The sequence below is a fragment of the Sphingomonas sp. Leaf38 genome, assembly GCF_001421825.1.
Classification (GTDB): Bacteria; Pseudomonadota; Alphaproteobacteria; order Sphingomonadales; family Sphingomonadaceae; genus Sphingomonas.
Window position 1 is genome coordinate 456956 of sequence record NZ_LMLD01000009.1, and the last position, 22237, is coordinate 479192.

Consider the following 22237-nt stretch of genomic DNA (forward strand, 5'->3'; position numbering starts at 1 on the left):
GCATGAGGAAACGGCCGATGCAAAATCCCGAGGGCACCCCGGTCTGGTTCGAACTCAACACCAACAATGAGGCCAAAGCGCGGCACTTCTACGCCGCGACAATCGGCTGGACGATCGCGCGCGCGCCCATGCCCGAGCATGGCGCCTATCTGATCGCCAACGCCCCCGATGGCGCGGCGATCGCAGGCATCACGACACCGCCGCCGAGCGCGCCATCGCTGCCCGACTGGTCGATCTATTTCGGCACCGCCGACGTCGACGCGGCTGCCGTGCACGTCAAGCAATTGGGCGGGTCGATCCAAGTCGAACCGATGGACATTACCGGCGTCGGCCGTTTCGCAATCGCGAGCGACCCGCAGCATATCGGCTTTATGCTGATGACGGGCGCAAGTCTCGACCCGTCGTCCGCGTTCGTCCAGGGTCCGCACCACGGCCATGCCGTGTGGATCGAACTCGCCACCCCCGACCCCGACGGCGCACTTGCCTTCTACGGCGCGCTGTTCGGCTGGACCCAGGAAGGCGCGATACCGATGGGGCCGATGGGCGAATATGTCTTCCTCGGCAGCGGCGACGCTCGCCCCGGCGCTATGATGTCGAGCGCAACCACCGGTGCTCCCGCACGCTGGAACTGGTACGCCTATGTTCCCGATATCGACGCCGCGATCACTACCGCGACGGGCCTTGGCGGCGTGCTCCTGCAAGGCCCCGACCAGATACCCGGTGGCGGCTATTCAGCTAATCTCGGCGACCTGACTGGCGCACAAATCGGCATTGTGGGCCCACGGATCAGCAATGCGGCATGACCAAGATCGCATCCTGCGTCTGATATGACGGTACCGCCGAAGACGCGGCAACGTTCTACGCCGCGACCTTTCCCGACAGTCACGCGATGCGATCCACCACGTGCCGGGCGATTGTCCACTTGGTAACGTTCTAACTGTCGAGATCACGGTGTGCGGCATGGCGTTCCTCGGTCTCAACGGCGGCCCGCACGTCCTGCAGGCTCAGGCCGTGTCGTTCCTCGTCGATACCGACTATCAGGCGGAGACCGACGGTTACTGGAATGCGGTCGGCGGCAATCGCGGCGTTGGAAGCGCCTGCGGGTGTTGCAAGGACCACCGAGGCGTGAACTGGCATATTACGCCGCACGTCCTGATCGAGGCGATTAGCAGTGCCGACGCCGCGATCGCCGCGCGCGTATTCCGAGCCATAACAATGATGCAAGATAGACGTCGCCGCGATCAAGGACGCCATCGCAGGAAGGACCGCGTAATTATGGAGAAGTTGTACGCCGGCCGATCAACGGCCGTATCGATGCGTAGGTAGCCAGGCTAACGCCGCCTCGTTCGCGGCGCTATCGTCTAAAGGCCAGATCCTGGCCCGATCATCATCCAACTTGCTAACGGCCATCAGTCGGTCGGTACCACGCTTTGGGAGCCATCGGATCGCCAAGACATCCGCGTATTCAGCGCGGTTCGGGCGGCACTGCCTGCCGGCTCGGGCGCGGCGTTCGCCTGCGGCATGATCTGCGGGGACTGGAAGCTGGCTATCCGATTGAGTCAGAAGCGGCGGAAAGCGGCATGCTCCATCGAACCTTCCGGCGCTTGCCGCTCGCGAAGTTCTTAAGAAAGCGGCTCCCGCATACAGCGTCCGCCGCGAGGTCTCGCACGCGCACACCACCGCGTTGGCGATGACCGGGCGCGGAGGGGTTCAAAGTGATGGCCATACCGTTTAGTGCCCCAGTGGCGAGGTTGCATAGCTGGCGAGCAAAGCGGCGACGTCATCGTAGATCGCGATCGCACCTGCAGATTGAAGCTGCGCATCCTTGAACTTGCCCGACCGGACCGCCAACGCGGCGATCCCGCATTTGCCGGCTGCCTCAATGTCATACGGGGTATCGCCGACCACGATCGCATCAGCAGGGGTAATGCCAGGTACCCTTTTGAGCGCGGTCGCGAAGATGTCCGGCGCAGGCTTGGTCCTTTCGACGTCATCGCTGCTCGTCGTCGCGGCGATCAGATCGCGTGCGTCGAGCAGGTCGATATAGTGATTGAGTTCCGCGTCCGAGGCCGACGATGCGAGTATAACCCGCTGCCCGAGACCATGCGCGTGCGCCATCAGCTCGCCCGCTTGCGCAAAGGGCTTGGCGACATGCAAATATTTCGCCTTGAAGATCGCGGCATGCGTGTCTCCTAGTTCTTTCTGTTGATCCTCGTCCGCGTCGGGCAACAGCGTCGGCACGAGCATGTCCGTCCCCTTCCCGATCTGGTCATGAATCACCCGGCGATCGAACGCCGCGCCGACGACTGCGAACGCCTCCTCCCAGGCAAGTACGTGCATGTCGTTGGTGTCGACCAACGTACCGTCGATATCGAAAAGAATGGCTTTGATCTGCATAAGACGGTCCCTGACCTGATGTCGTGCGCTGTCCGTCAGAACCTCGTAGTGCCATTGAAGGCGCAGAGGGCGAACAACGTCGGCAATGTGATGACGACGCAACGGTCCACGCCCCGAATCAGCCCCGGCGTCAGCAAACTCGGGAAGGGCATTGGTCGCGCGCCCGAACGATCCGCAGCAGACATGCCACCAGCGATCCGCCACTACGGAGCAACCAGCCTTGGCAAACACTTATAAAATATAGATTTTCAGTTCTATTTTACGGTTTCGCGCAAATCTTTGTAGATTGATCACAATCAATACAAAATTTTTAGCGGTGAATATCTCGGCGATGCAGGAACGATGACGCCGCTTTGATCGCTATACTCTGCGGATTGTGTTCACGCTGATAGCCGCAAGCCGAAAGACTATTGCCCGATACTCCGTGGCGGCACGCATAGTTTTGATGATGGTCATGCGGCATTTTTCGCGACCGCCAAGTCCAGGCTGACGCAGGGCCAATGCATGGTGAGCACTCACTGTAATTTAATGACGGAGATATTTAAATGCGCGCACTGGTATGGCATGGAAAAGGCGACGTTCGGGTCGATACTGTTGCAGATCCGGAGATCAAGCATCCGCGCGACGCGATAATCAAGGTATCGGCCTGCGCGATCTGCGGCTCCGATCTTCACCTGCTCGACGGCTACCAGCCGACGATGCAGGCGGGTGACATCCTCGGCCACGAGAACATGGGCGTGGTCGTCGCACTCGGCTCCGAAGTCACCAATCTGAAGATTGGCGACCGCGTCGTCGTGCCGTTCACGATCAGCTGCGGCGATTGCTTCTTCTGCCGCAAGGGCCTCTTCTCTGCCTGTGAGCGGACCAATCCGAACTCGGAGATGGCGATCAAGGCGATGGGTCATTCGCCCGCCGGCCTGTTTGGATTCAGTCACATGCTTGGCGGCTATTGCGGTGGCCAAGCCGAGTATCTGCGCGTGCCGATGGCCGATATTGGTCCGATCAAGGTACCCGACAGCGTCACCGATGAGCAGGCGCTGTTCCTGTCCGACATCTTTCCGACCGGCTATATGGCAGCCGAGAATGCGCAGATCGAAGAAGGCGATACCGTGGCAATCTGGGGCTGCGGTCCAGTCGGCCAATTTGCAATCCGCTCGGCGCTGATGCTCGGCGCGGGCCGCGTGATCGCGATCGACGAAGTGCCCGAACGCTTGGCGATGGCCGAGGCCGGCGGTGCCGAGACGATCAACTTCGCCGAAGTCGACAGCGTCTATGACGAACTCCAGTTCCGTACCAAAGGCCGCGGTCCCGACAGCTGCATCGACGCAGTGGGCGCGGAGGCCTCGGGTCATGGCGCAATCGATGCGGTGATCGATAAGGTCAAGGCGGCGACGTTCCTCGCAACCGACCGCGTGCACGTCCTGCGCGAAGCGATCATGAGTTGCCGGATGGGCGGGACGATCTCGATTCCTGGCGTCTATGTCGGCATGGGCGACAAGATCCCGATCGGCGCAATGATGAACAAGGGTCTGACGATCAAGACCGGCCAGACGCATGTCCAGGCCTATACCAAGCCTCTGCTGGCGCGGATCGAGGCGGGCGACATCGATCCGAGCTTCGTCGTGACTCACCCGGCAAGTCTCGAGGATGCGCCCGAGATGTACCAGAAGTTCCGCGACAAGCAGGACGGCGTGATCAAGGTCGTACTGCGGCCTTAACCCTCAACCGACCCGGTCCGCCGCCGACGAGCGGACCGGGTCGGTTGGTTTTTATCCGCAACAGTCAGAAGGACATGCCGATGAGCGACAAGGTTCAGACCCCCGTTCCCGGCCACCCTGGGAGCAAGGGCGCACCGGACGGTGTCTCGGACTCGCCGCGCGGCAATGATGGCGCCGATGTTCACGGGCGTAGCGAGGGCGGCGAAAATGGTGGCGGGTCCTATCCGAACCCACACGCGGGCAAGACAAGGGCGAGCACCGGCTTCATGGCGCATGGCGGCCAGACCGACATTGCCTATCACGGCGGCGGCCAGGCGGGCGAAGACGGCGGCAATGCCGGAAACGGTGTCGCAAATTCGGACGGCGGTGACCGCACGACGATCGCCGCCGACCCTGATGCCGAACGCGTACCGCATGCGATTGCTTCCGAAGGTCACACGATCGAAGTCGTCGAGACGTCGGGCATCGCCGAAGCGGAGGCCGGCGGAAAGATCGGTACCGATGCCGATTATGAGGACGAGCAGAACCAGCCTGGAGCCGGCTGAGCTCGGCGAACCTCGTAAACGCCTGTTCCAAATTCAAAACCAGCTACCGCGCATTCCGCTCGGTGGACACACGAGGATGATCCCATGTCTGCACCCGAGGACCTCCAGGAAATCTACACCGACGAGCTGAAAGATCTGTGGTCCGCCAACGACCAGATGAAGAAGATCCTGAAGAAGATCACGTCGAAGGCAAGCGACGCATCGCTGAAGGAGATGCTGACCAAGTCCCAGGCTGATATCGATAAGCATACTGACCTGCTCAAAGAGCTGATCGCCTCAAACGATGAGAAGGTTTCGAAGGAGCATTGCAAGGGTATGGAAGGCCTCGTGGCCGAAGCCACCAAGCATGTGCTCGAGGAAGGTCCCGAAAAGGGCCCACTGCTCGATGTGATGATCATCGCTCAGTACCAGCGGATGACGCATTACGGCATCGCTGGGTTCGGCACGGCTACCGCCTACGCCAAGGCGCTGGATCTGAAGGCCGACCAGAAGATACTTAGTGCCGCTACGAAGGACATATACGGCGGCGACGAATATATGACGAAGCTCGCCGAGACGACCGTCAACATCGCCGCCGAAGACGAATGACAGGATCGCCCGCCGAGGCCGACCCGGCCGGCGACGACCTGCCCCACTAGACGATGGAAGCGATGGCGATGACGACCTACGCATTGAGCGAACCCGCTACGATCTTTGTTGCTGATCCCTCCGGCGACGCGACCGCAGAGGTTGTAGGACACGGCACACTGGAAGAGTGCGTTAATACCATCGCTAACTTCTCGGCGGATCGGCGGAGATTCGTCATGATCCAGTTGGATGATATCGACCTCAAATATGGCCCCCGAGAAGTCCAAGAACTTCTAGGGTTTTTGCGCGAGGAAACTCCAGGCCTGTCGAACACAAAGATTGCCGAGGTAAATAGGTCCGATTTGTAAGCTGTGAGTGCACGGTGCGGCACCAGGCGGGCACACGTCAGTCCCCTTGCGGACGGAATCGACCCGCCAGCGCTTCAGCATCTGCCATGCCTTCATCAGTTTCAAGCGTTCGGATCCGCTGATTTGCCGAGATGCCGGTTGATGAGGGCTGCGCGCGTTCGTCGTGTGTGGCGACGACTTGGTCGGCGCGCTCGACGGTCAGGCGATCGGACCAGTATCCGAGGCGGCTTGAACTGGCGCGCGCAAAGTTAAGCAAAGAGGCATGCTTTGGCACAATAACGGACACCAGCACGAGCGACTCGTCCACCACAGGCGTAGCGGAGGCGTTACGGGGACATCACTCATTCTATCGCGGGTAAACGCCGCCGGTACTGCCGCCTATTTGGACTATCGAAACTAGCAAGTCCCGTCCAATTACCCGTTGGGCATCGTCAAGAACGGCCACATTGACAAGCTGGACGCCGACCTAGCGACGCGACAGACGGCCATGATCGCCGAGTTGCTCACGCGCATAGACGGCGTATCGGCTACAGTCCTCAGATCAGCCGATCATACCCTTGGGGCGCACCCCGCACTCGGTGCCGATTCTAGAGCGCGCTCCGCATGTGGCCCAAAATTAGAGCCGGGCTAACCTGCCCAACGGACATGGCCGAGGAGATAGGACCCAGGCGCGGACACCGGCGGCCCTATCTACGCTCTCCAGTTTCAGCCGTTCGTTCATTTTCGATTCGCGACGCCGCTCCATTCAATCGCAAATGCCGCAAGGCGGGGATTGATAGCGGCTTTCGCGCGCCTACCGTTTTCAGGCAGGCTCTACTCGGGTCGTTAAAGCGACCAGCCTCCATCCACGGAGATTGCGGCACCGGTGACGAACCCGCCAAGATCCGCGCTCATCCAGAGCACGGCGTCGGCGATCTCGTCGGGCTTTCCCAGACGACCGACCGGCTCGAGGTCGATGGCTTTCTGGATGTCACCGTTGGTGAAGCGATCCATCATCGGCGTCTCGATGTTGCCCGGCAGGATCGCATTCACGCGGATATTCTGCTTCGCATAGTCGAGCGCGGCTGACTTTGTCAGGCCGATGATCGCGTGCTTGGACGCGGCATAGGACGCTCCGCCCGCCACGCCCCGGACACCAGCGCCCGATGATGTGTTGACGATCACGCCGCTACCCTGACGCACCATCTGCACAAGCTCGTGCTTCATGCAGACGAACGTGCCTCGCAGATTGATGTCGAGAATTCGGTCCCATTCGTCGAGTTCGATCTCGGCGACAGGGGCTGCCTTGTTCTCGACTCCGGCATTGTTGAAGGCGATATCGAGCCTGCCGAAGGTCTCGATCACCTGCCCGATCGCTGCCTCGACCTGTTCGGGCTTCGACACGTCGCAGGCAATGGTCAGGACCTGTGCGCCTGCGTTTCTCACAGCCTCCGCGGTGTCGGAAAGCGCATCTTCGGTTAGGTCGAGGATCGCAACGCGTGCGCCCTCACGTGCGAAGGCAACCGCGGTCGCCCGGCCGATGCCGCTGGCGGCGCCGGTGACGAATGCGACCTTGTCGGAAAAACGATTGAGATTGGTCATGGAAAATACTCGGTTTCGATGGGTGGATTGCGACCGTTCACTCGGTACCGAGCGGCGCGAGATACTGTTCGTCCGTCACCTTCTCCATCCAGGTTACGGCCGAGCCGTCGACCGACTCCTGAATGGCGACATGCGTCATGCCCTGCTGCGGCGTGGCGCCGTGCCAGTGCTTGTGGTCGGCCGGGCACCACAGGATGTCGCCAGCGTTGAACTCCAGCTTCGGGCCATCCGCGATCTGCGTCCAGCCTACACCTTCGGTCACGATCAGCGTCTGGCCGGCGGGGTGCGTGTGCCAGGCACTCCGGGCGCCGGGCTCAAAATGGACGATCGCGCCGGAGACGCGCGACGGGTCGTCGCGCTGGAATCGCCCGGTGATCGTAACCTTGCCGGTAAAATACGCCTCCGGCCCGTCGACGGTCTTCATCTCGGATTTGCGGGCGATGGTCATGTCGGAAGTTCCTTTTTGGGCTTGAGCGAAGCTGATGGGCAGCAGCAAGGCGACGATCGTGCCGATTTTCAGCAGAGGCATCACGTCAGCGCCGGCAGCGCGTCGAAATGCTTCTCGAGCGTGATCGGATACTCGCGGACGCGAACGCCGGTTGCGTTGTAGATCGCGTTGGCGATCGCTGGCGCGACCCCGGTCAGGCCCAGCTCGCCCACGCCCTTGGCCTTTACCGGCGAGATCGTTGGATCGACCTCATCTATGAAGAAGGCATCGAGATGCGGGATATCGGCATGCACCGGCACCTCGTAGCCAGCGAGATCATGGTTGACGAAGAAGCCGAAGCGCTTGTCGATCGCCATGTCTTCCATCAGCGCGGCGCCGACGCCCATCACCATCCCGCCGATCACCTGACTGCGCGCGGTCTTGACGTTGAGGATGCGCCCCGCGGCGCACACCGCGAGCATACGCCGTACCCGCACCTCGCCGGTATAAGCGTCGACCGCGACCTCGACGAAATGCGCCCCGAAGGTCTGCTGCTGGAACTGATCGGCGAGCTTGGCGAACTCCATGACGTCTTCGACGACGAGATCGCCGTCCTTGGCCGCGTGGGCGAGCTTTACCGACCGGTTGCCGCTGCAGACCTGCCCGTCTGCAAAGTCGACGTTGGCGGTGTTGAAGCCGAGCCGCTGCGCGACCGTTTCGCGCAGCTTCATGCACGCCGCATAGACGCCCGCCGTTACGGAAGGCGCGCCCTGCTGCCCGCCCGATCCCGGCGTTTCCGGGAAGGTGGAGTCGCCGAGCTTGACCACGATCCGGTCGGGCGTGACGCCCATCATCTCGGCCGCGGTCTGCTGGACGACGGTGTAGCTGCCGGTGCCGATATCCGTCATGTCGGTCTCGATCGTCACGACGCCGTGCCGATCAAGCCGAGCTCGTGCGCCGGCTTTGGCGATCTTGCCGCCACGGATCGCCCCCGCCATCCCCATGCCAATCAACCACTGCCCTTCGCGGATTGCACCAGGCTTGCTCTGGCGCCTGTCCCAGCCGAAGCGCTCCGCGCCCTCCTGCAGGCAACGGACAAAGGCTCGGGTCGAGAAGGGCTTGCCAGGATCCTCCGGATCGACCTGCGTATCGTTCACGACGCGAAGCGCGATCGGATCCATTTTCAGCTTTTCCGCGAGTTCGTCCAACGCGACCTCTAGTGCCATCAGGCCGGGTGCTTCGCCGGGCGCACGCATCGCGTTGCCTTCCGCTAAATCGAGCGTGGCCAGCCGCATCCGGGTCAGCCGGTTCGCGCCTGCATAAAGCGTCCGCGTGGATGTAACGGTTGGCTCCGTACGCCCACCGACGAGGTTACCCGACAGGCTGTCATGACCGATGGCGGTCAGCCGCCCATCACGGCCCGCCCCCAGTTGCACTCGCTGGATTGTCTTCGGCCGGTGGATCGTGGTGTTAAAAATGATCGACCGCTGCAGCGCGATCTTCACCGGGCGCTTGACCACGCGCGCCGCAATCGCCGCCAGCGCGAGATCGATCTGCACGGTCCCCTTCCCGCCGAAACCGCCGCCGATATAGGGCGAGATCAGGCGGACGTTCTGCTTGGGGATCCCGAGAATCAGCCCGAGGTCGCGCGTTCCCCAGTTCATCTGCTGGATCGACGTCCAGCACGTCACGCGATCGCCGTCCCATTTCGCGATCGAGGCGTGTGGCTCCATCATCGCATGCGCCTGGTCGGGCACGGTATAGGTCTCGTCGACCTTGACCGGTGCCGCCGCGAACGCCTTGGCGAAGTCACCGACCTGCTTCTCGTTGGGGCCGCCAAACTCGCCTTCCGGCGGGACCGGCGCGCTGCCGTTCTGCGCGGCCAGATCGAACCGCCCCGCCGTCCGCTGATAGTCGACTCGCACAAGTGCCGCTGCCGCACGGGCCTGTTCGAAGGTCTCCGCAACGACGACCGCGACCGGCTGATGGTAATGGTCCACCTCAGGCGCGGCGAGCATCTTCTGAACGTAGAACTTGCCAACTCCGGGCTTGCCGGCATTCAGGTACGTGACGACACCTACCACGCCGGGCGCACGTTCGGCATCACGCGTATCGATCTTCGTGATCCGCCCCTTGGCGATCGCGGCGCCGAGAATGTAGCCGTACGCAAACCCGGGTGCGACATCCTGCCATTCATGGGCATAGGTCGCGGTGCCGGTGGTCTTCAGATGCCCTTCGTAGCGATCGAGTGGCTTGCCGAGCACCTTCATCCGATCGGTCGGGTTCGCGCCTGCGGGTGCGTCGAAGATCATGGCTTTACCTCCGCAAGCACCGCCGCGAGGGTGCGCGTCGCGAGTGGGATCTTGAATGCGTTGTCGTGGGTCGGCCGCGCATCGGCGAACGCCGCCTTAGCCATCTCGACCGCGCCATGCGGCATTGCCGCTTCCGCTGCCTCCACCCGCCACGGCTGATGCGCGACACCGCCGAACGCTGCACGTCCGCTGCCGTCGCGCTGGACGATGGCGGCGACCGACACGAGCGCGAACGCATAAGACGCGCGGTCGCGCACCTTGCGGTAGACATGCGTACCACCGACCGGACGCGGCAGCGTGACCGCGGTGATGAGTTCGCCGTGATCAAGCACGTTATCACGCTCGGGCGTGGTACCAGGCAGCGTATGGAAAGTACCGATCGGTATGGATCGTGTCTTCCCGTCCGCCTTCACCGTCTCGACTGCCGCATCGAGCACGCGCATCGCGACCGCCATGTCGCCCGGATAGGTTGCGATGCACGACTCACTAGATCCGATGACGGCAAGCTGGCGCGAATAGCCACCGATCGCAGCGCACCCCGACCCCGGCTTCCGCTTGTTGCAGGGCTGGTTGGTGTCGTAAAAATACGGGCACCGCGTCCGCTGAAGCAGATTGCCCGCGGTCGTCGCCTTGTTCCGCAACTGACCCGAGGCACCTGCGACGATGGCGCGGCTGAGTACGCCATAGGCACGCCGCACTCGCTCGTCGCTCGCCAACGCGGTGTTACTGACGAACGCACCGATCCGCAGCCCGCCGGCGTCGGTCGGTTCGATCCGGTCGAGCTTGAGGTCCTGCACATCGACCAGATGGGTCGGCGTCTCGACCTCGAGCTTCATCAGATCGAGCAGGTTGGTACCGCCGGCCAGGAATCGCGCGCCAGGATTGCGCGCAACGATCCGAGCCGCGTCTGCAGGCGTCGTTGCCCGCTCGTAGGTAAAGCTCTTCACGCGCGTGCTCCTGCGACATCGGCCATCGCCTCAGCGATGTTGGAATAGGCACCGCAGCGGCAGATGTTGCCGCTCATCCGCTCCCGCATTTCGGCGCCGGTAGACTGCGGGGCCGCCATAAGATCGGCCTGCGCGTGGCTGGGAATGCCTCTCTTAATTTCCTCGAGAACAGAGATGGCAGAGCAGATCTGCCCCGGGGTGCAGTAACCGCACTGATATCCGTCATGCTTCACGAAAACGGCTTGCATCGGATGCAGGCGCTCGGGTGTGCCGAGCCCTTCGATAGTGGTTACGGCATCGCCCTCATGCTGGACGGCGAGGCTGAGACAGGCGTTGATACGCTCGCCGTTGACGATGACCGTGCACGCTCCGCACTGCCCGTGATCACAGCCCTTCTTGGTGCCGGTGAGATGTAGATGTTCGCGCAGCGCATCGAGCAGGGTCGTACGCGGATCGAGCGTCAGCGCTTGGGCTGTTCCATTCACGCTCATGGCGACCTTGTATGTCGGCAGGGCTTGCGCGGGCGGCGCGGCGTCGGCCGTTTCGCTCACGGTGGCGGATACTGCCGCAGTAGTGGCGCTGCTCATCAGCATCTGCCTTCGGGACAATTGAAAAGTTTCACTGGCCATCGGCGATCCTCCATGGGCGCGCCAACAGGCGCCGGTCAGGACCATTAAACACTTTCAGCAGAAGTAGGTTACCCGTCAGTAGCTTGATGCGATACTGAATCTGGTTCAACATCAGGAATGCTTGTTACCCGCACCAACCTTACCGACCTTGCCTATTTCCTAGCGATCGCGCGGCATCGCAATCTTCGTCGGGCCGGCCTCGAGCTTGGCGTGTCTGCCTCCGCGGTCAGCCATGCTCTCAAAAGTTTCGAAGAGCGCGCGGGTGTCCGACTGATCAACCGGACCAACCGATCCGTAACCTTGACGTCGGCTGGAAAGGCGCTGGAGCAGTCGGTCTCCGGGTCGTTTGCTGACATCGGCTCCGCGTTGGAGAACCTGGATCAGCTCCGCGTCTCTCCTGGCGGAAAAATTCGCATCAACGCCGTGGTCGATGCGGTAACGCTGGTGCTTGGTCCTGTGCTTGCCGAACTGTCTCGCCGTCACCCTGATATTGAGGTCGATCTGGTATCGAGCAATCGCATCGTCGATGTCGTCGGCGAGGGGTTCGACGCAGGCGTTCGGTATGGCGGCACCGTCCCCGAGGACATGATTGCGCAGCGACTTTCAGCCGACCTCCGGTGGGTTGTCGCGGCTTCTCCCCGTTACCTTGAGGAACATGGCACACCAGCGCACCCGGACGAGTTGAAGCAGCACCGGTGTCTTGGAGTGCGTCTTGGGGACGACAGTATCTACCGCTGGGAATTCGAGGGGCCTGACGGAGACTTCGATGTGCTTATCAAAAGCGCGATGACTGCCGACGATAGCCGATCAACGCTGGCAATGGCACTCAACGGCGCGGGGCTGACGTTCGGTCTTGAAGCCCTGTTCGCCAAGCATGTCGCAGACGGCACCCTGCGCGTTGTGCTAACCGAGTGGGTGACGACCGGGCCGGGCTTCTACCTTTACTACTCCGGACGACGACAGTTACCCGCGGGTTTGCGCGCGCTGCTGACGATTGCAGGTGAACTAAAACCACTTGGCTGACGCGTCTGTTCAACATCAAGCATTCGAGGCGTTTGAAAATTGATTTCAGCAACGAAGAACGAGTCAGTAGCGGGCGTTCGTCGGGGGTTATTAGCTTCCCAACTTCAGCCGTTGGTTCATTTTGCCGAATGTTCGGCGACCAGCCATCTAAGTTCAGGCTTGCGATGAACCGCTGGCTAGAGTTGGGCGTCGGTGGAGCGCGGCTGCCTCACGCGTGCCTGCGCATCACGTCTCCACGGGGCAAAAGACTCGCTTATATTATACCACCGGACACATGTGTAACGGCATCCTGTGCAAGGCTGGTCTGCCTAAGCCGGCAGCGGACCATTGTGAGACGCTTAATGCTCGGAAGCGAGAATAGGCAGATCATCTCTGGTTCGGTAGGCTGCGCCTGCGCAATGACCATTATTTGGACCGCATTGCGTCTTAATCCGTGACGCAACTGCGTGAGCTGTCGCGGCTGCACCAATTCGGGTCGGATGGAAGGGCGCGATATTGCCGTTCATCCAGCCACGGACCCATGGTTCCGATGAGCAGGCGTTATGAGTCGTCCCGAGCGTGTGCATGTCGACCAGGATTGCGCCGCCTGCCTCGGCCGCCGACCGCGTGACGGCTGCGAGCGTATCGCCAACCTGACGCATAGTGCCGGCTTCGGCGGCAGTCAGACCTAACACTGGGCACGTGCCTGACGGCGGCAGGATCGTTGGGTAGGTCGCTATCACCATGATAGCTTGTGGGGCCGCGGCATGGATCGCTTGGAGTGTCGCGATCAGGTCACTCCGAAGTTGATCGTAGCCACGCGCGTCGGGTCGCCGGGGCCCGTCCCAGAACCATCGGACGAAGCGGCCGAACACCGTGTTTGTATTCCGTGCCGCCAGCATCGACAGGTCGGCAACATAGCCGACATCGTTGCCGCCGATTGTCAGCGTCACGAGCCGCGTGCCACGCGTGATCGTCCGGATCTGCGGCCCCTGGAAATACTGACCGCCGTGTAGCAGATGGCGGGTCACGGCACCGCCGCAACTCATATCGACGAGCGGAACTGCACGCAGCCGGGCGAGTTACTGCGGGTAGCCTTCTAGGCCACGCGCGCACAGCGTTGGACTACCGGGTTCTAGGGCGCCTAGCCCCGCTCCCGCCGCGAACGAGCTGCCCAGCGCGATATAGTCCGGCCGACCGCTCGGGGTCCGCCGACCTTCGGCAATGGCAATTATCAGGCCGATGCCGATGATCGCCAACTGTCCCCCCAGCAACCAAAACCTAACTTTCCGCCTGCGTCCACGCATCACGCCTCTCCCCTGCCGCAAGACCGCCATCGGCGCAGGTCGGCGTGCGGCGGGCAATGCTCCGGCTGCTCGCGCACCGCATGGGCACACCCTGCGAGCGATGCCGCATAGTAACCGGATGTTCTGGCGCGACGCGGACGGTGTACATCGACGCGATGTCAATCCGTGAACATCTCGATCCGATCGTCCACGTCACCGCCGGCGTGGTCCAAGGGCGCACGACCGGGGGCGTCCAGTGCTATATAGGCATTCCCTATGCAGCGCCGCCCGTTGGCGCCTTGCGGTTTGCGCCGCCTTCGCCGCCGCCGTCGTGGACGGGCGTGCGCGCCGTCACGGACGCTGGCCCGAACGCGCCGCAGCGGATCAGGCCGGTGCCTGGCCTCAATGTCGAGGCGCTGATCGGCAGCGGTTGGATGCCGGGCGACGACTATCTGACGCTCAATGTCTGGCGCCCCGACGACGACCGCACCGGCCTGCCGGTGATGGTGTTCGTCCATGGCGGCGGCTTCGTGATCGGCAGCAAGGACGCGCCGGTGCAGGACGGGACGACCTTCGCGCGCGACGGCGTGGTTTGCGTTGCGATCAACTATCGCATGGGGATCGACGGCTTTCTGCCGATCCCGGGCGTCCCGACAAATCTCGGTCTGCGCGACATCGTCGCCGCGCTCGAATGGGTTCGCGCGGAGATCGACCGCTTCGGAGGCGATCCCGGCAACGTCACGATATTCGGCGAATCGGCGGGCGCGATGGCGATCGCCGACCTCGTCACCTCACCTGTCGCCGAGGGCCTGTTCACCCGCGCGATCATTCAAAGCGGACATGGCGGCATGACACGTGATGTAGGCGTCATGCGGCGGCTGGTGACGAAGCTCGCCAAACTGCTCGGCGTCTCGCCGACCCGTGATGGGTTCGCCAGCGTCGCGGCCGAGCCGATGCTCGACGCAGTAGAAAAGGTGTCGTTACCGACCGCGCGGATCGACCTGCGCGGGGCGGACGGCCGCGAGCCGGTCTTCGGGATCAGCCGCTTCGTACCCGTTCATGGCGACGACATGCTGCCGGTCCCACCGTTGGATGCGCTCCGCAACGGCGCGGGCGCGGACGTCGATGTGCTGATCGGTACGAATGCCGAGGAAATGAACCTGTACCTGGTCTCGTCCGGGGTCCGGGACAAAATCGGGCGGTTGCTGGCGTGGTTCGTGCTGCGAAAGTCGCAGCCTCGAGCGTGGGCGGTGCTGAACGCCTATGGGGCTGGCAAGCGTCCCGGCGGGCGTGCGCTGACCGATGCGATGACGGACCTTGTCTTTCGTTGGCCCGCCAGGCGGTTCGCCGAGGAACATCGCGGCCGCACGCATGTCTATGAACTCGAATGGCGCTCGCCCGCGTTCGGCGGCGAGCTTGGCGCGGCGCATGCGATCGACGTGCCGTTCGTCTTCGATGCGCTCGCCTGCGCGACTGGTCCCGACGGATTGCTCGGCGAAGCGCCGCCGCAGGATGTCGCGACCCGCATGCACCGACTGTGGGTCGATTTTGCCCGCGACGGGTCCCTCCCCTGGGCGCCGTTCGATCGTGATACGCGCCAAGTCTATCGCATCGTTGCCGGCGAGGCGGCATTCGAGCCGGTCATGCCTGCCGCGTCGTTCCTACCTTGAAGGACAAGACCATGTACGCCAATCGCCTGCGGCTAGATGGTCGCAAAGCCTTCGTCACCGGCGGCGCGCAAGGCATCGGCTGGGCTTGCGCGGACGCGCTCGCCGAGTTCGGCGCCTTGGTGACGATCGCCGATCGCGACCCGGATCTGCTCGCTCGCGGTGTGGAAAGCCTCCAAGACAAGGGTCACCGCGTCACCGGCATCGTGCTCGACGTGACGGACTCCGCTGCGGTCACTGCAGCCGCCGACGCGGTGCGCGACGCCGAAATTCTGGTCAACAATGCCGGCATCGCCCGCAGTGAAACCGCGGCGGAGGACGTCGCCGACGAGCATTGGTTGAACGTCCTCGACGTCAATCTCAACGGCACCTTCTGGTGTGCACGCGCCTTCGGACGCAACATGCTGGCCACGGGCCGCGGATCGATCGTCAATATCGGGTCGATGTCGGCCTTTGTCGTCAACCGGCCGCAGCCGCAGAGCTATTACAACGCGTCTAAGGCGGCGGTGCATCAACTGACGAAAAGCCTTGCCGCCGAATGGGCCGGCCGTGGTGTTCGCGTCAATGCGGTGGCGCCGACCTATATCGCAACTCCGCTCAACGCCTTTGCCGACAAGACCAGCGAGATGTACCGCCGTTGGATCGACGGCACGCCGCAAGGACGTCTTGGGGAGGCGTACGAAGTCGCCTCGGTCGTACAGTTCCTTGCAAGCGATGCGGCGAGTCTGATGACCGGCAGCATCGTGGCGGTCGATGGCGGCTACTCCTGCTGGTAGGCCAATAACCGGAGCCGATCGGCATAGCCGTCAGACCTTTCGGACAGCTTTGAAAACCGGCACACCTCTCTGACAGGTAGACGACTCGATCTGCCGATATTCGGAGAGGTTTCCATGCATCGTCGCTCGCTGCTCGCCCTATCTTCCGCGCTTACCCTTGCGTGGCCCACGCTCGCCGCGGCGCAGTCTGTCGACCCGCAGGGCGCGCAGACCAGCAACCAGGGCACCCCCGCTGACCCGCAGGTCGATACGCGTGCTGGCAACGCTCCCGCAGCCTCCGATATCGTGGTCACGGCACGCCGTCGTGAAGAACGGTTGCAGGACGTACCGATCGCCGTCACCGCGATCTCAGGCGACGCGATCAAGCAGCAGCAGCTCGTCGTCGTCCGCGACGTGGCCGCCTACACGCCGGGCCTCAACATCAATTCGGATTCGGTCGGTCGTGCATTCGTGTCGATCCGCGGCGTCGGCACCACGCTGATCGACACGGTGCAGCCAGGCGTCGGCATTTTCATCGACGGCATCTACCAGCCGAACACGACCTATCTCAATTCGCCACTGGTCGATGTCGCCCGCGTCGAAGTGCTGCGTGGGCCTCAAGGGACGCTGTTTGGCAACAACACGCTGGGCGGCGCAATCAACGTCGTCACCCGCCAGCCGTCGAACGAGTGGCAGGGGCGGGTCGACGGTGCACTGGCCACCGGCGACAATTACGCCTCCGCGTCGGGCAGCATATCAGGGCCGATCGTCAAGGACGTGCTCCAGTTCCGCATTGGCGCGGCCTATCACAAGGAGGACGGCTTCCAGCGCAACCTCCTCGCAGGCGGCAATCAAAATCCACTCGAGACGAAAAGCATCAACGGCACGATCCGCTTCGTCCCCACAAACTGGGCGCGCTTCACGGTGAACGGCGGATACGACCGCGTGTTCGGTGGCTCGACGCCCTATTTCAACGTGACCGGCCCGCGCGACTATTCGCTCGACGGCCGCAGCAATCAGCGCAGCCTGGGTACGATCGAATACTACGCCGCCAATGTGAAGGGCGAGTTCGACGTCGACAGCATCGATACGACGATCACCGCGATCGGCGCGTACAACCAGAGCGATACGAAGGGCGCGGGTGACGCCGACTACAGCCCGATCGACTTCTTCCGCTCGACCGTCAGCCGCACGCTGAAGACCCGCACCGGTGAAGTCCGCTTCGATACGAAGTGGAGCGAGAATTTCTCGACGCTGGTCGGTGCCTTCTATGCGCGCTCGACAACGGATGCCACGACCACGACGACGGTGGTGCCGGCCAACCTGACCGTACCCGGCACCGCCACGTCGGAGAACGAGAACATCGCCGGTTTCGCCACCGGCTTTTTGAAGCTCGGCGATGGCCTCGATCTGACGGTCGGGATCCGCTACGACCATCAGAAGCTCGATGCGTCGACCGCCGGCCTTGCCGCCGCCTACAAGGCGAACGAGTGGCAACCCCGCGCGACCCTGTCCAAGCGCTGGAACCCGCAGTTCATGACCTATGCCTCGGTGGCCCGCGGCGTGCGCGGCGGAGGGCAGAACGGCCCCGGCGCGCCCAACCTGACTTATCGCGGTGACAGCGTCTGGACCTATGAAGTCGGATCGAAGGCGAGCGCGTTCGATGGTCGACTGACGGCCAATGTCGCTGCGTTCTATAACGACTACAAGAACTTCATCGGCGCCAACGCGCTCGCCCCGTCGACCATTCTCAATCCCGCCACCGGCCAGCCGGTCGGCTTCGTCGCGATCAACCTCAATTCGGGCAACGTCGAAAGCTATGGTGCGGAGGCCGAATTGTCGTTCAACGTCAGCGACGCCTGGCGCGTTTATGCCAATGCGACGCTGCTACATGCCCGCGTGACCGATTCTAGCCAGTTCACCGCGGTGACCGGCTATGCCTATCCGGGCGATCGCATCCTGTTCGTTCCCGACGCGAACTACTCGATCGGCACCAATCTGCGCGTGCCGTTTCACCGCGACCAGGCGATCGTGTTCGACGCGAACGTCGTTGCGAAGGGTGAGCGCACGGGCGGCTCGCTCGACGCCGCGTCGGTCCCGGTGCTGGAGGCCTATCATCTCGTGAACGGATCGGTATCGTGGCAGGCCGGACCGCTTGAAGTCGCAGCCTTCGCGACCAACCTGTTCAACGAGAAGTACGTCGAGACCTATCTCGATGCCTCGCTGTTGCGGCGGGCCGGATTGCCCGCGCCTCTTGTGTCGAACCTCGCTATCCAGTCGCCACGTCGGCGTATTGGCATTCGTGGCACGGTACGATTCTGATGAAGCACATGCCAACGTCCCCCCGCCCGCCCCTCGATGAGGCGTTCGTCGCGGCGCTTCGCCAGCGTTTCGGCGACGCGCTGGCGATGGGCGAGGGTATCCGTCGCCAGCACGGCACGAGCGAGGCGCATTTCGCCGAGGCCTTACCCGACGCGGTGGTCTTTGCCGCGTCGACCGAGGAAGTTGCCGACTGCGTGCGGCTTTGCACAGCGGCCGGCGTGCCGATCGTACCGTTCGGCGCGGGTACGTCGATCGAGGGCAACGCGCTTGCGGTTCTTGGCGGGGTCAGCGTCAACCTTTCGCGGATGGACGCGATCCTTGCTATCAATGCGGACGATTTCGACTGCGTCGTCCAGGCCGGCGTGCGCCGCGAGGAACTGAATGCGCACCTGCGTGACACCGGGCTGTTCTTTCCGATCGATCCCGGTGCCAACGCGACGATCGGCGGCATGGCCTCGACGCGCGCAAGCGGCACCAACGCGGTGCGTTATGGCACGATGCGCGAGGCCGTGCTGGCACTGACCGTCGTCACGGCGGACGGCAACGTCATCCGTACCGCGACCCGGGCGCGCAAGTCGGCTGCGGGTTACGACCTCACGCGCTTGTTCGTCGGCTCCGAGGGCACGCTAGGCATTATCACCGAGATCAGCCTGCGCCTCCATCCGATACCCGAACAGATCATGTCTGCGGTCTGCGGGTTCGAGTCCTTGCAAGGTGCGGTCGATACCGTCGTCCATTCGATCCAGTGCGGCGTTCCGCTCGCCCGCGTCGAAATCCTCGACGACAAGCAGATGGCGGCGGTCAATCGCTGGTCCAAGCTCGAATATCCCGAAGTGACGACGCTGTTCTTCGAGTTCCACGGCTCGCCTGCGGGCGTCGCCGAGCAGGTCGAAACCGTTGCCGCACTCGCCGACGCGAATGGCGGCGGCGCGTTCAAATGGTCGAACCAGCCGGAGGAACGCGCTAGGCTGTGGAAGGCGCGACACGAGGCCTATTACGCCGCTGTCAACGTGCGGGCAGGCGCGGTCGGCTGGACCACCGACGTGTGTGTGCCGATCAGCCGCCTGCCCGAGTGCATCCTGGCGACGCGTGCCGACATCGATGCCGGCACTGTCCCCGCTGCGATTCTGGGTCACGTCGGCGACGGAAATTTCCACGTGATCTTCTCGATCGACCCCACCGCCCCGCATGAGTTCGAAGAGGTGGAAGCGATCAACCGTCGCCTGGTCGAACGGGCAATCGCGATGGACGGCACATGCACGGGCGAGCACGGCATTGGCATCGGCAAGCAGGACTGGCTCGTCGCCGAACTGGGCGATGCGGTCGACCTGATGCGGACGATCAAACGCGCACTAGACCCGCTGAACCTGATGAACCCGGGCAAGATCTTCACGCTGTGACCGGTAGCGCACGACCCCAACGGAGTATCCGATGACCAGCCTGCCTCTCGTCGATCCCGAGCTCCGTCCGCTGCTCGATGCGTGGCCGACCGTGACGCTCACCCCGGAGTCGCTGGCGGCCCTGCGCGCGCGCGCGTTGCCTCTCCCGCCCGCCCCGGACGGCGGCGTCGATCTGGAACGGCACCGGATCGCCGGGCCCGCTGGCGCGCCTGACGTCTCGCTGCACATCTACCGCCCCCGCGACACGAGGGGCGCGCTGGGCTGCATCTATCATATCCATGGTGGCGGCTATGTCGGGGGCGCCGCCAAGGAATTGGAGGTCGTCCACCGTCCGCTCGCCGCCGCACTGAACTGTGTCATCGTGTCGGTCGACTACCGGCTCGCACCCGAGACGGTCTTCCCCGGTGCGATCGAGGATTGTTATACGGGCTTGACCTGGACCGTCGCGAACGCCGACGATCTTGGGATCGACGGTGCGCGAATCGGCGTGATGGGCGAGAGCGCGGGCGGCGGCCTGGCCGCGGCACTCGCACTCATGTCGCGCGACCGGGGCGGACCTGCCCTTGCCTTCCAGCACCTGACCTATCCGATGATCGACGATCGCACCTGCATGGGCGAACCGCATGCACATGCCGGAGAGTTCATCTGGACATCGCACAACAACCGGTTCGGCTGGACCGCGCTGCTCGGTGAGGAGCCAGGCGGCGACACCGTCTCCCCCTACGCCGCAGCCGCCCGCGCGACCAATCTCACCGGACTGCCGCCGACGTTCATCATGACCGGTGCGCTCGACCTCTTCGTCGATGAGGATATCGACTATGCGCGTCGCTTGATCGCTGCTGGCGTGCCGACCGAGTTCCACGTCCACCCAGGTGCCTTTCATGGCTTCGATCTGCTACCGGGGCCCGGCGTCGCCGACCGCGCGCAGGCGATGCGGATCGACGCGCTGCGCCGGGCGCTTCGCTGATGACGACGCCGATGGCTGCCCCCCCGGCACTTGGTTTTGGTCGCGCTCTGCCGTCGTTGCTCGCGCTCACCCTCGCGATGACGATCGGCTTCGCGATGATGGGTTCGTTCGCGACGGTACAGGAAAGCGTAAAAGCCGAGTTACGGCTGACCGACACGATGTTGGGGCTGATCCAGGGGGCAAGTGCGGCACTGGCACTGGTCGTATGCTCAATTCCCGTCGGTATCCTGGTCGATCGGGTCAATCGCGTCCGGCTGATGATCGGGCTCGCACTGGTCTGGACCCTTGGCACGGCGCTGACCGCGGTGGCGACCGGCACCGCAATGCTGTTCGCCGCCCGCGTCTTGACCGCGACGGGCACGACAGGCGCTCTGACTGCGGCGCTGTCGTTGACAGCCGATCTGTGTGCCCCTGCCCAGCGTGGCCGCGCAATGCTGATCGTCAACCTCGGCAAGACCGCGGGCATTGCGGGCGCTTTCGCGCTCGGCGGCTGGCTGTTCGGACGTTTTGCCAGCGGCGCGATGCCGGTATTCTCCGGGCTGTCGCCTTGGCGGGGCACGCATGCGGTGCTGGCCTTGCTCAGCCTCGTAATGATCGTGCCTCTTCTGTTGCTCCGCGAACCGGCACGTCGCGAAGTCGCCGCAAGCATTCGGGCGCCGTTCGCGGTGCTGGTCGGCGAACTCTGGTCACGGCGAAGGTTCCTGATCCCGCTATTCGTCGGTCAGGTCGCAGTGGTGATGGCCGACAACGCGGCGCTAGTCTGGGCTGCACCGGTGCTCTCGCGTCATTTTGGCCTCCAACCGGGCGATTTTGCAGGATGGATGGGAGGCTTGATCCTGGTCAGCGGACTCGCTGGCACGGTGCTAGGCGGCTTCGCCGCGGACATCGGACAGAAGAGTGAGGTCCGTGGCGGATTGCTGATCGGCGCCTTGGCCGCCGCCGCGCTCGGTGTCCCTGCCGCACTGTTTCCGGTCGGCCCGACCGTCCTGTGGTTCGCGATCGCACTCGGCACCCTGACATTGTGTGGCGCGGTGACGGGACTCATTACATCGGTGGCGCTGACCGTGCTCATCCCCAACGAACTGCGCGGGTTGTGCATCGGTGCGTTCATCGCGATTGCTGGCTTGATCGGCTTCGGGATCGCTCCGTCACTGGTGACGTGGACCAGCGGCTTGCTCGGCGGCGAATCACATCTCGGCACCGCGCTTGCCATCGTCGGCGTCGCGACGAGCCTGTTATCGGTCATTGCCTTCCTGATCGCCATTCAGATGGCGCCGCTCTCTGCAACTGCAGACCTATCAGATAGCGATTGACGACGTTTCAGAAAGGTGCATTATGCTTCTAACC

Annotated in this window: 21 protein-coding genes; 13 read left to right on the top strand and 8 right to left on the bottom strand. The window is 63.3% G+C overall.

Annotated features, from left to right (window positions below; translation table 11 throughout):
* Positions 1-803: VOC family protein (locus tag ASE88_RS04305; RefSeq protein ID WP_235527811.1), on the top strand; the 803-nt coding region annotated here is incomplete at its 5' end.
* A gap of 157 nt (positions 804-960) precedes the next feature.
* A complete protein-coding gene (locus ASE88_RS04310; protein WP_321163396.1) occupies positions 961-1326 on the top strand; it encodes a VOC family protein in 366 nt (121 codons plus the stop codon).
* 405 nt (positions 1327-1731) lie between these two features.
* On the opposite strand, the gene ASE88_RS04315 is transcribed toward ASE88_RS04310, so the two are convergent.
* Entirely contained in the window at positions 1732-2628 is an 897-nt protein-coding gene (locus ASE88_RS04315; RefSeq protein WP_156356904.1) for an HAD family hydrolase, read from the bottom strand.
* A gap of 314 nt (positions 2629-2942) precedes the next feature.
* On the opposite strand from ASE88_RS04315, the gene ASE88_RS04320 reads away from it, so the two are divergent.
* The 4 genes from ASE88_RS04320 (at position 2943) to ASE88_RS04335 (ending at position 5595) form a co-directional block, all read left to right on the top strand.
* Positions 2943-4115, top strand: a complete 1173-nt coding sequence (locus ASE88_RS04320) for a zinc-dependent alcohol dehydrogenase (protein WP_055876503.1) — start codon at positions 2943-2945, stop codon at positions 4113-4115.
* Between the two features lie 80 nt (positions 4116-4195).
* On the top strand, positions 4196-4660 hold the full coding sequence (locus ASE88_RS19175) for a hypothetical protein (RefSeq protein WP_200910143.1): 465 nt from the start codon (positions 4196-4198) through the stop codon (positions 4658-4660).
* An 84-nt stretch (positions 4661-4744) separates the two neighbouring features.
* The gene (locus ASE88_RS04330) at positions 4745-5248 is read left to right on the top strand and encodes a ferritin-like domain-containing protein (protein ID WP_056475755.1); all 504 of its coding nucleotides are present in this window, start codon (positions 4745-4747) and stop codon (positions 5246-5248) included.
* Between the two features lie 62 nt (positions 5249-5310).
* Positions 5311-5595, top strand: a complete 285-nt coding sequence (locus tag ASE88_RS04335) for a hypothetical protein (protein WP_055876509.1) — start codon at positions 5311-5313, stop codon at positions 5593-5595.
* Positions 5596-5632: 37 nt separating this feature from the next.
* Here the strand turns inward: ASE88_RS04335 and ASE88_RS18740 are convergent, their stop codons facing one another.
* From ASE88_RS18740 to paoA, 6 genes are all read right to left on the bottom strand, one after another.
* Positions 5633-5902, bottom strand: a complete 270-nt coding sequence (locus ASE88_RS18740) for a hypothetical protein (RefSeq protein ID WP_156348223.1) — start codon at positions 5900-5902, stop codon at positions 5633-5635.
* Positions 5903-6420: 518 nt separating this feature from the next.
* Positions 6421-7176, bottom strand: a complete 756-nt coding sequence (locus tag ASE88_RS04340; protein WP_056475758.1) for an SDR family NAD(P)-dependent oxidoreductase — start codon at positions 7174-7176, stop codon at positions 6421-6423.
* A 37-nt stretch (positions 7177-7213) separates the two neighbouring features.
* Positions 7214-7705 (bottom strand): cupin domain-containing protein, encoded by a 492-nt coding sequence (locus ASE88_RS04345; RefSeq protein ID WP_235527812.1) that lies wholly within the window; start codon positions 7703-7705, stop codon positions 7214-7216.
* Positions 7705-9915 (bottom strand): aldehyde oxidoreductase molybdenum-binding subunit PaoC, encoded by a 2211-nt coding sequence (paoC, locus tag ASE88_RS04350; protein ID WP_056475761.1) that lies wholly within the window; start codon positions 9913-9915, stop codon positions 7705-7707. Before paoC ends, ASE88_RS04345 begins: the two co-directional genes overlap by 1 nt.
* Positions 9912-10862, bottom strand: a complete 951-nt coding sequence (locus tag ASE88_RS04355; protein WP_056475764.1) for an FAD binding domain-containing protein — start codon at positions 10860-10862, stop codon at positions 9912-9914. The genes paoC and ASE88_RS04355 overlap by 4 nt, the downstream gene beginning before the upstream one ends.
* Complete coding sequence (gene paoA, locus ASE88_RS04360) at positions 10859-11491, bottom strand: aldehyde dehydrogenase iron-sulfur subunit PaoA (RefSeq protein WP_056475766.1); 633 nt, start codon at positions 11489-11491, stop codon at positions 10859-10861. The genes ASE88_RS04355 and paoA overlap by 4 nt, the downstream gene beginning before the upstream one ends.
* A gap of 117 nt (positions 11492-11608) precedes the next feature.
* Here paoA and ASE88_RS04365 point away from each other — a divergent pair, with 117 nt between their 5' ends.
* A complete protein-coding gene (locus ASE88_RS04365; RefSeq protein ID WP_056475770.1) occupies positions 11609-12514 on the top strand; it encodes a LysR family transcriptional regulator in 906 nt (301 codons plus the stop codon).
* Between the two features lie 338 nt (positions 12515-12852).
* Here the strand turns inward: ASE88_RS04365 and ASE88_RS04370 are convergent, their stop codons facing one another.
* Complete coding sequence (locus ASE88_RS04370) at positions 12853-13566, bottom strand: SGNH/GDSL hydrolase family protein (protein ID WP_268795206.1); 714 nt, start codon at positions 13564-13566, stop codon at positions 12853-12855.
* A 389-nt stretch (positions 13567-13955) separates the two neighbouring features.
* Between ASE88_RS04370 and ASE88_RS04380 the strand changes: the two genes are divergently transcribed.
* The 6 genes from ASE88_RS04380 to ASE88_RS04405 all read left to right on the top strand — a co-directional run bounded on the left by ASE88_RS04380 (position 13956) and on the right by ASE88_RS04405 (position 22203).
* Positions 13956-15449: a carboxylesterase/lipase family protein gene (locus tag ASE88_RS04380; protein ID WP_056476433.1), complete on the top strand. Its 1494-nt coding sequence runs from the start codon at positions 13956-13958 to the stop codon at positions 15447-15449.
* A gap of 11 nt (positions 15450-15460) precedes the next feature.
* Complete coding sequence (locus ASE88_RS04385) at positions 15461-16222, top strand: SDR family NAD(P)-dependent oxidoreductase (RefSeq protein WP_056476436.1); 762 nt, start codon at positions 15461-15463, stop codon at positions 16220-16222.
* Positions 16223-16336: 114 nt separating this feature from the next.
* Positions 16337-18523: a TonB-dependent receptor gene (locus ASE88_RS04390; RefSeq protein ID WP_056475778.1), complete on the top strand. Its 2187-nt coding sequence runs from the start codon at positions 16337-16339 to the stop codon at positions 18521-18523.
* Positions 18523-19923: an FAD-binding oxidoreductase gene (locus ASE88_RS04395; RefSeq protein ID WP_056475781.1), complete on the top strand. Its 1401-nt coding sequence runs from the start codon at positions 18523-18525 to the stop codon at positions 19921-19923. Before ASE88_RS04390 ends, ASE88_RS04395 begins: the two co-directional genes overlap by 1 nt.
* 31 nt (positions 19924-19954) lie before the next feature.
* A complete protein-coding gene (locus ASE88_RS04400) occupies positions 19955-20890 on the top strand; it encodes an alpha/beta hydrolase (RefSeq protein WP_056475784.1) in 936 nt (311 codons plus the stop codon).
* Positions 20890-22203 (top strand): MFS transporter, encoded by a 1314-nt coding sequence (locus ASE88_RS04405; protein WP_056475787.1) that lies wholly within the window; start codon positions 20890-20892, stop codon positions 22201-22203. The genes ASE88_RS04400 and ASE88_RS04405 overlap by 1 nt, the downstream gene beginning before the upstream one ends.
* Positions 22204-22237: the final 34 nt, after the last annotated feature.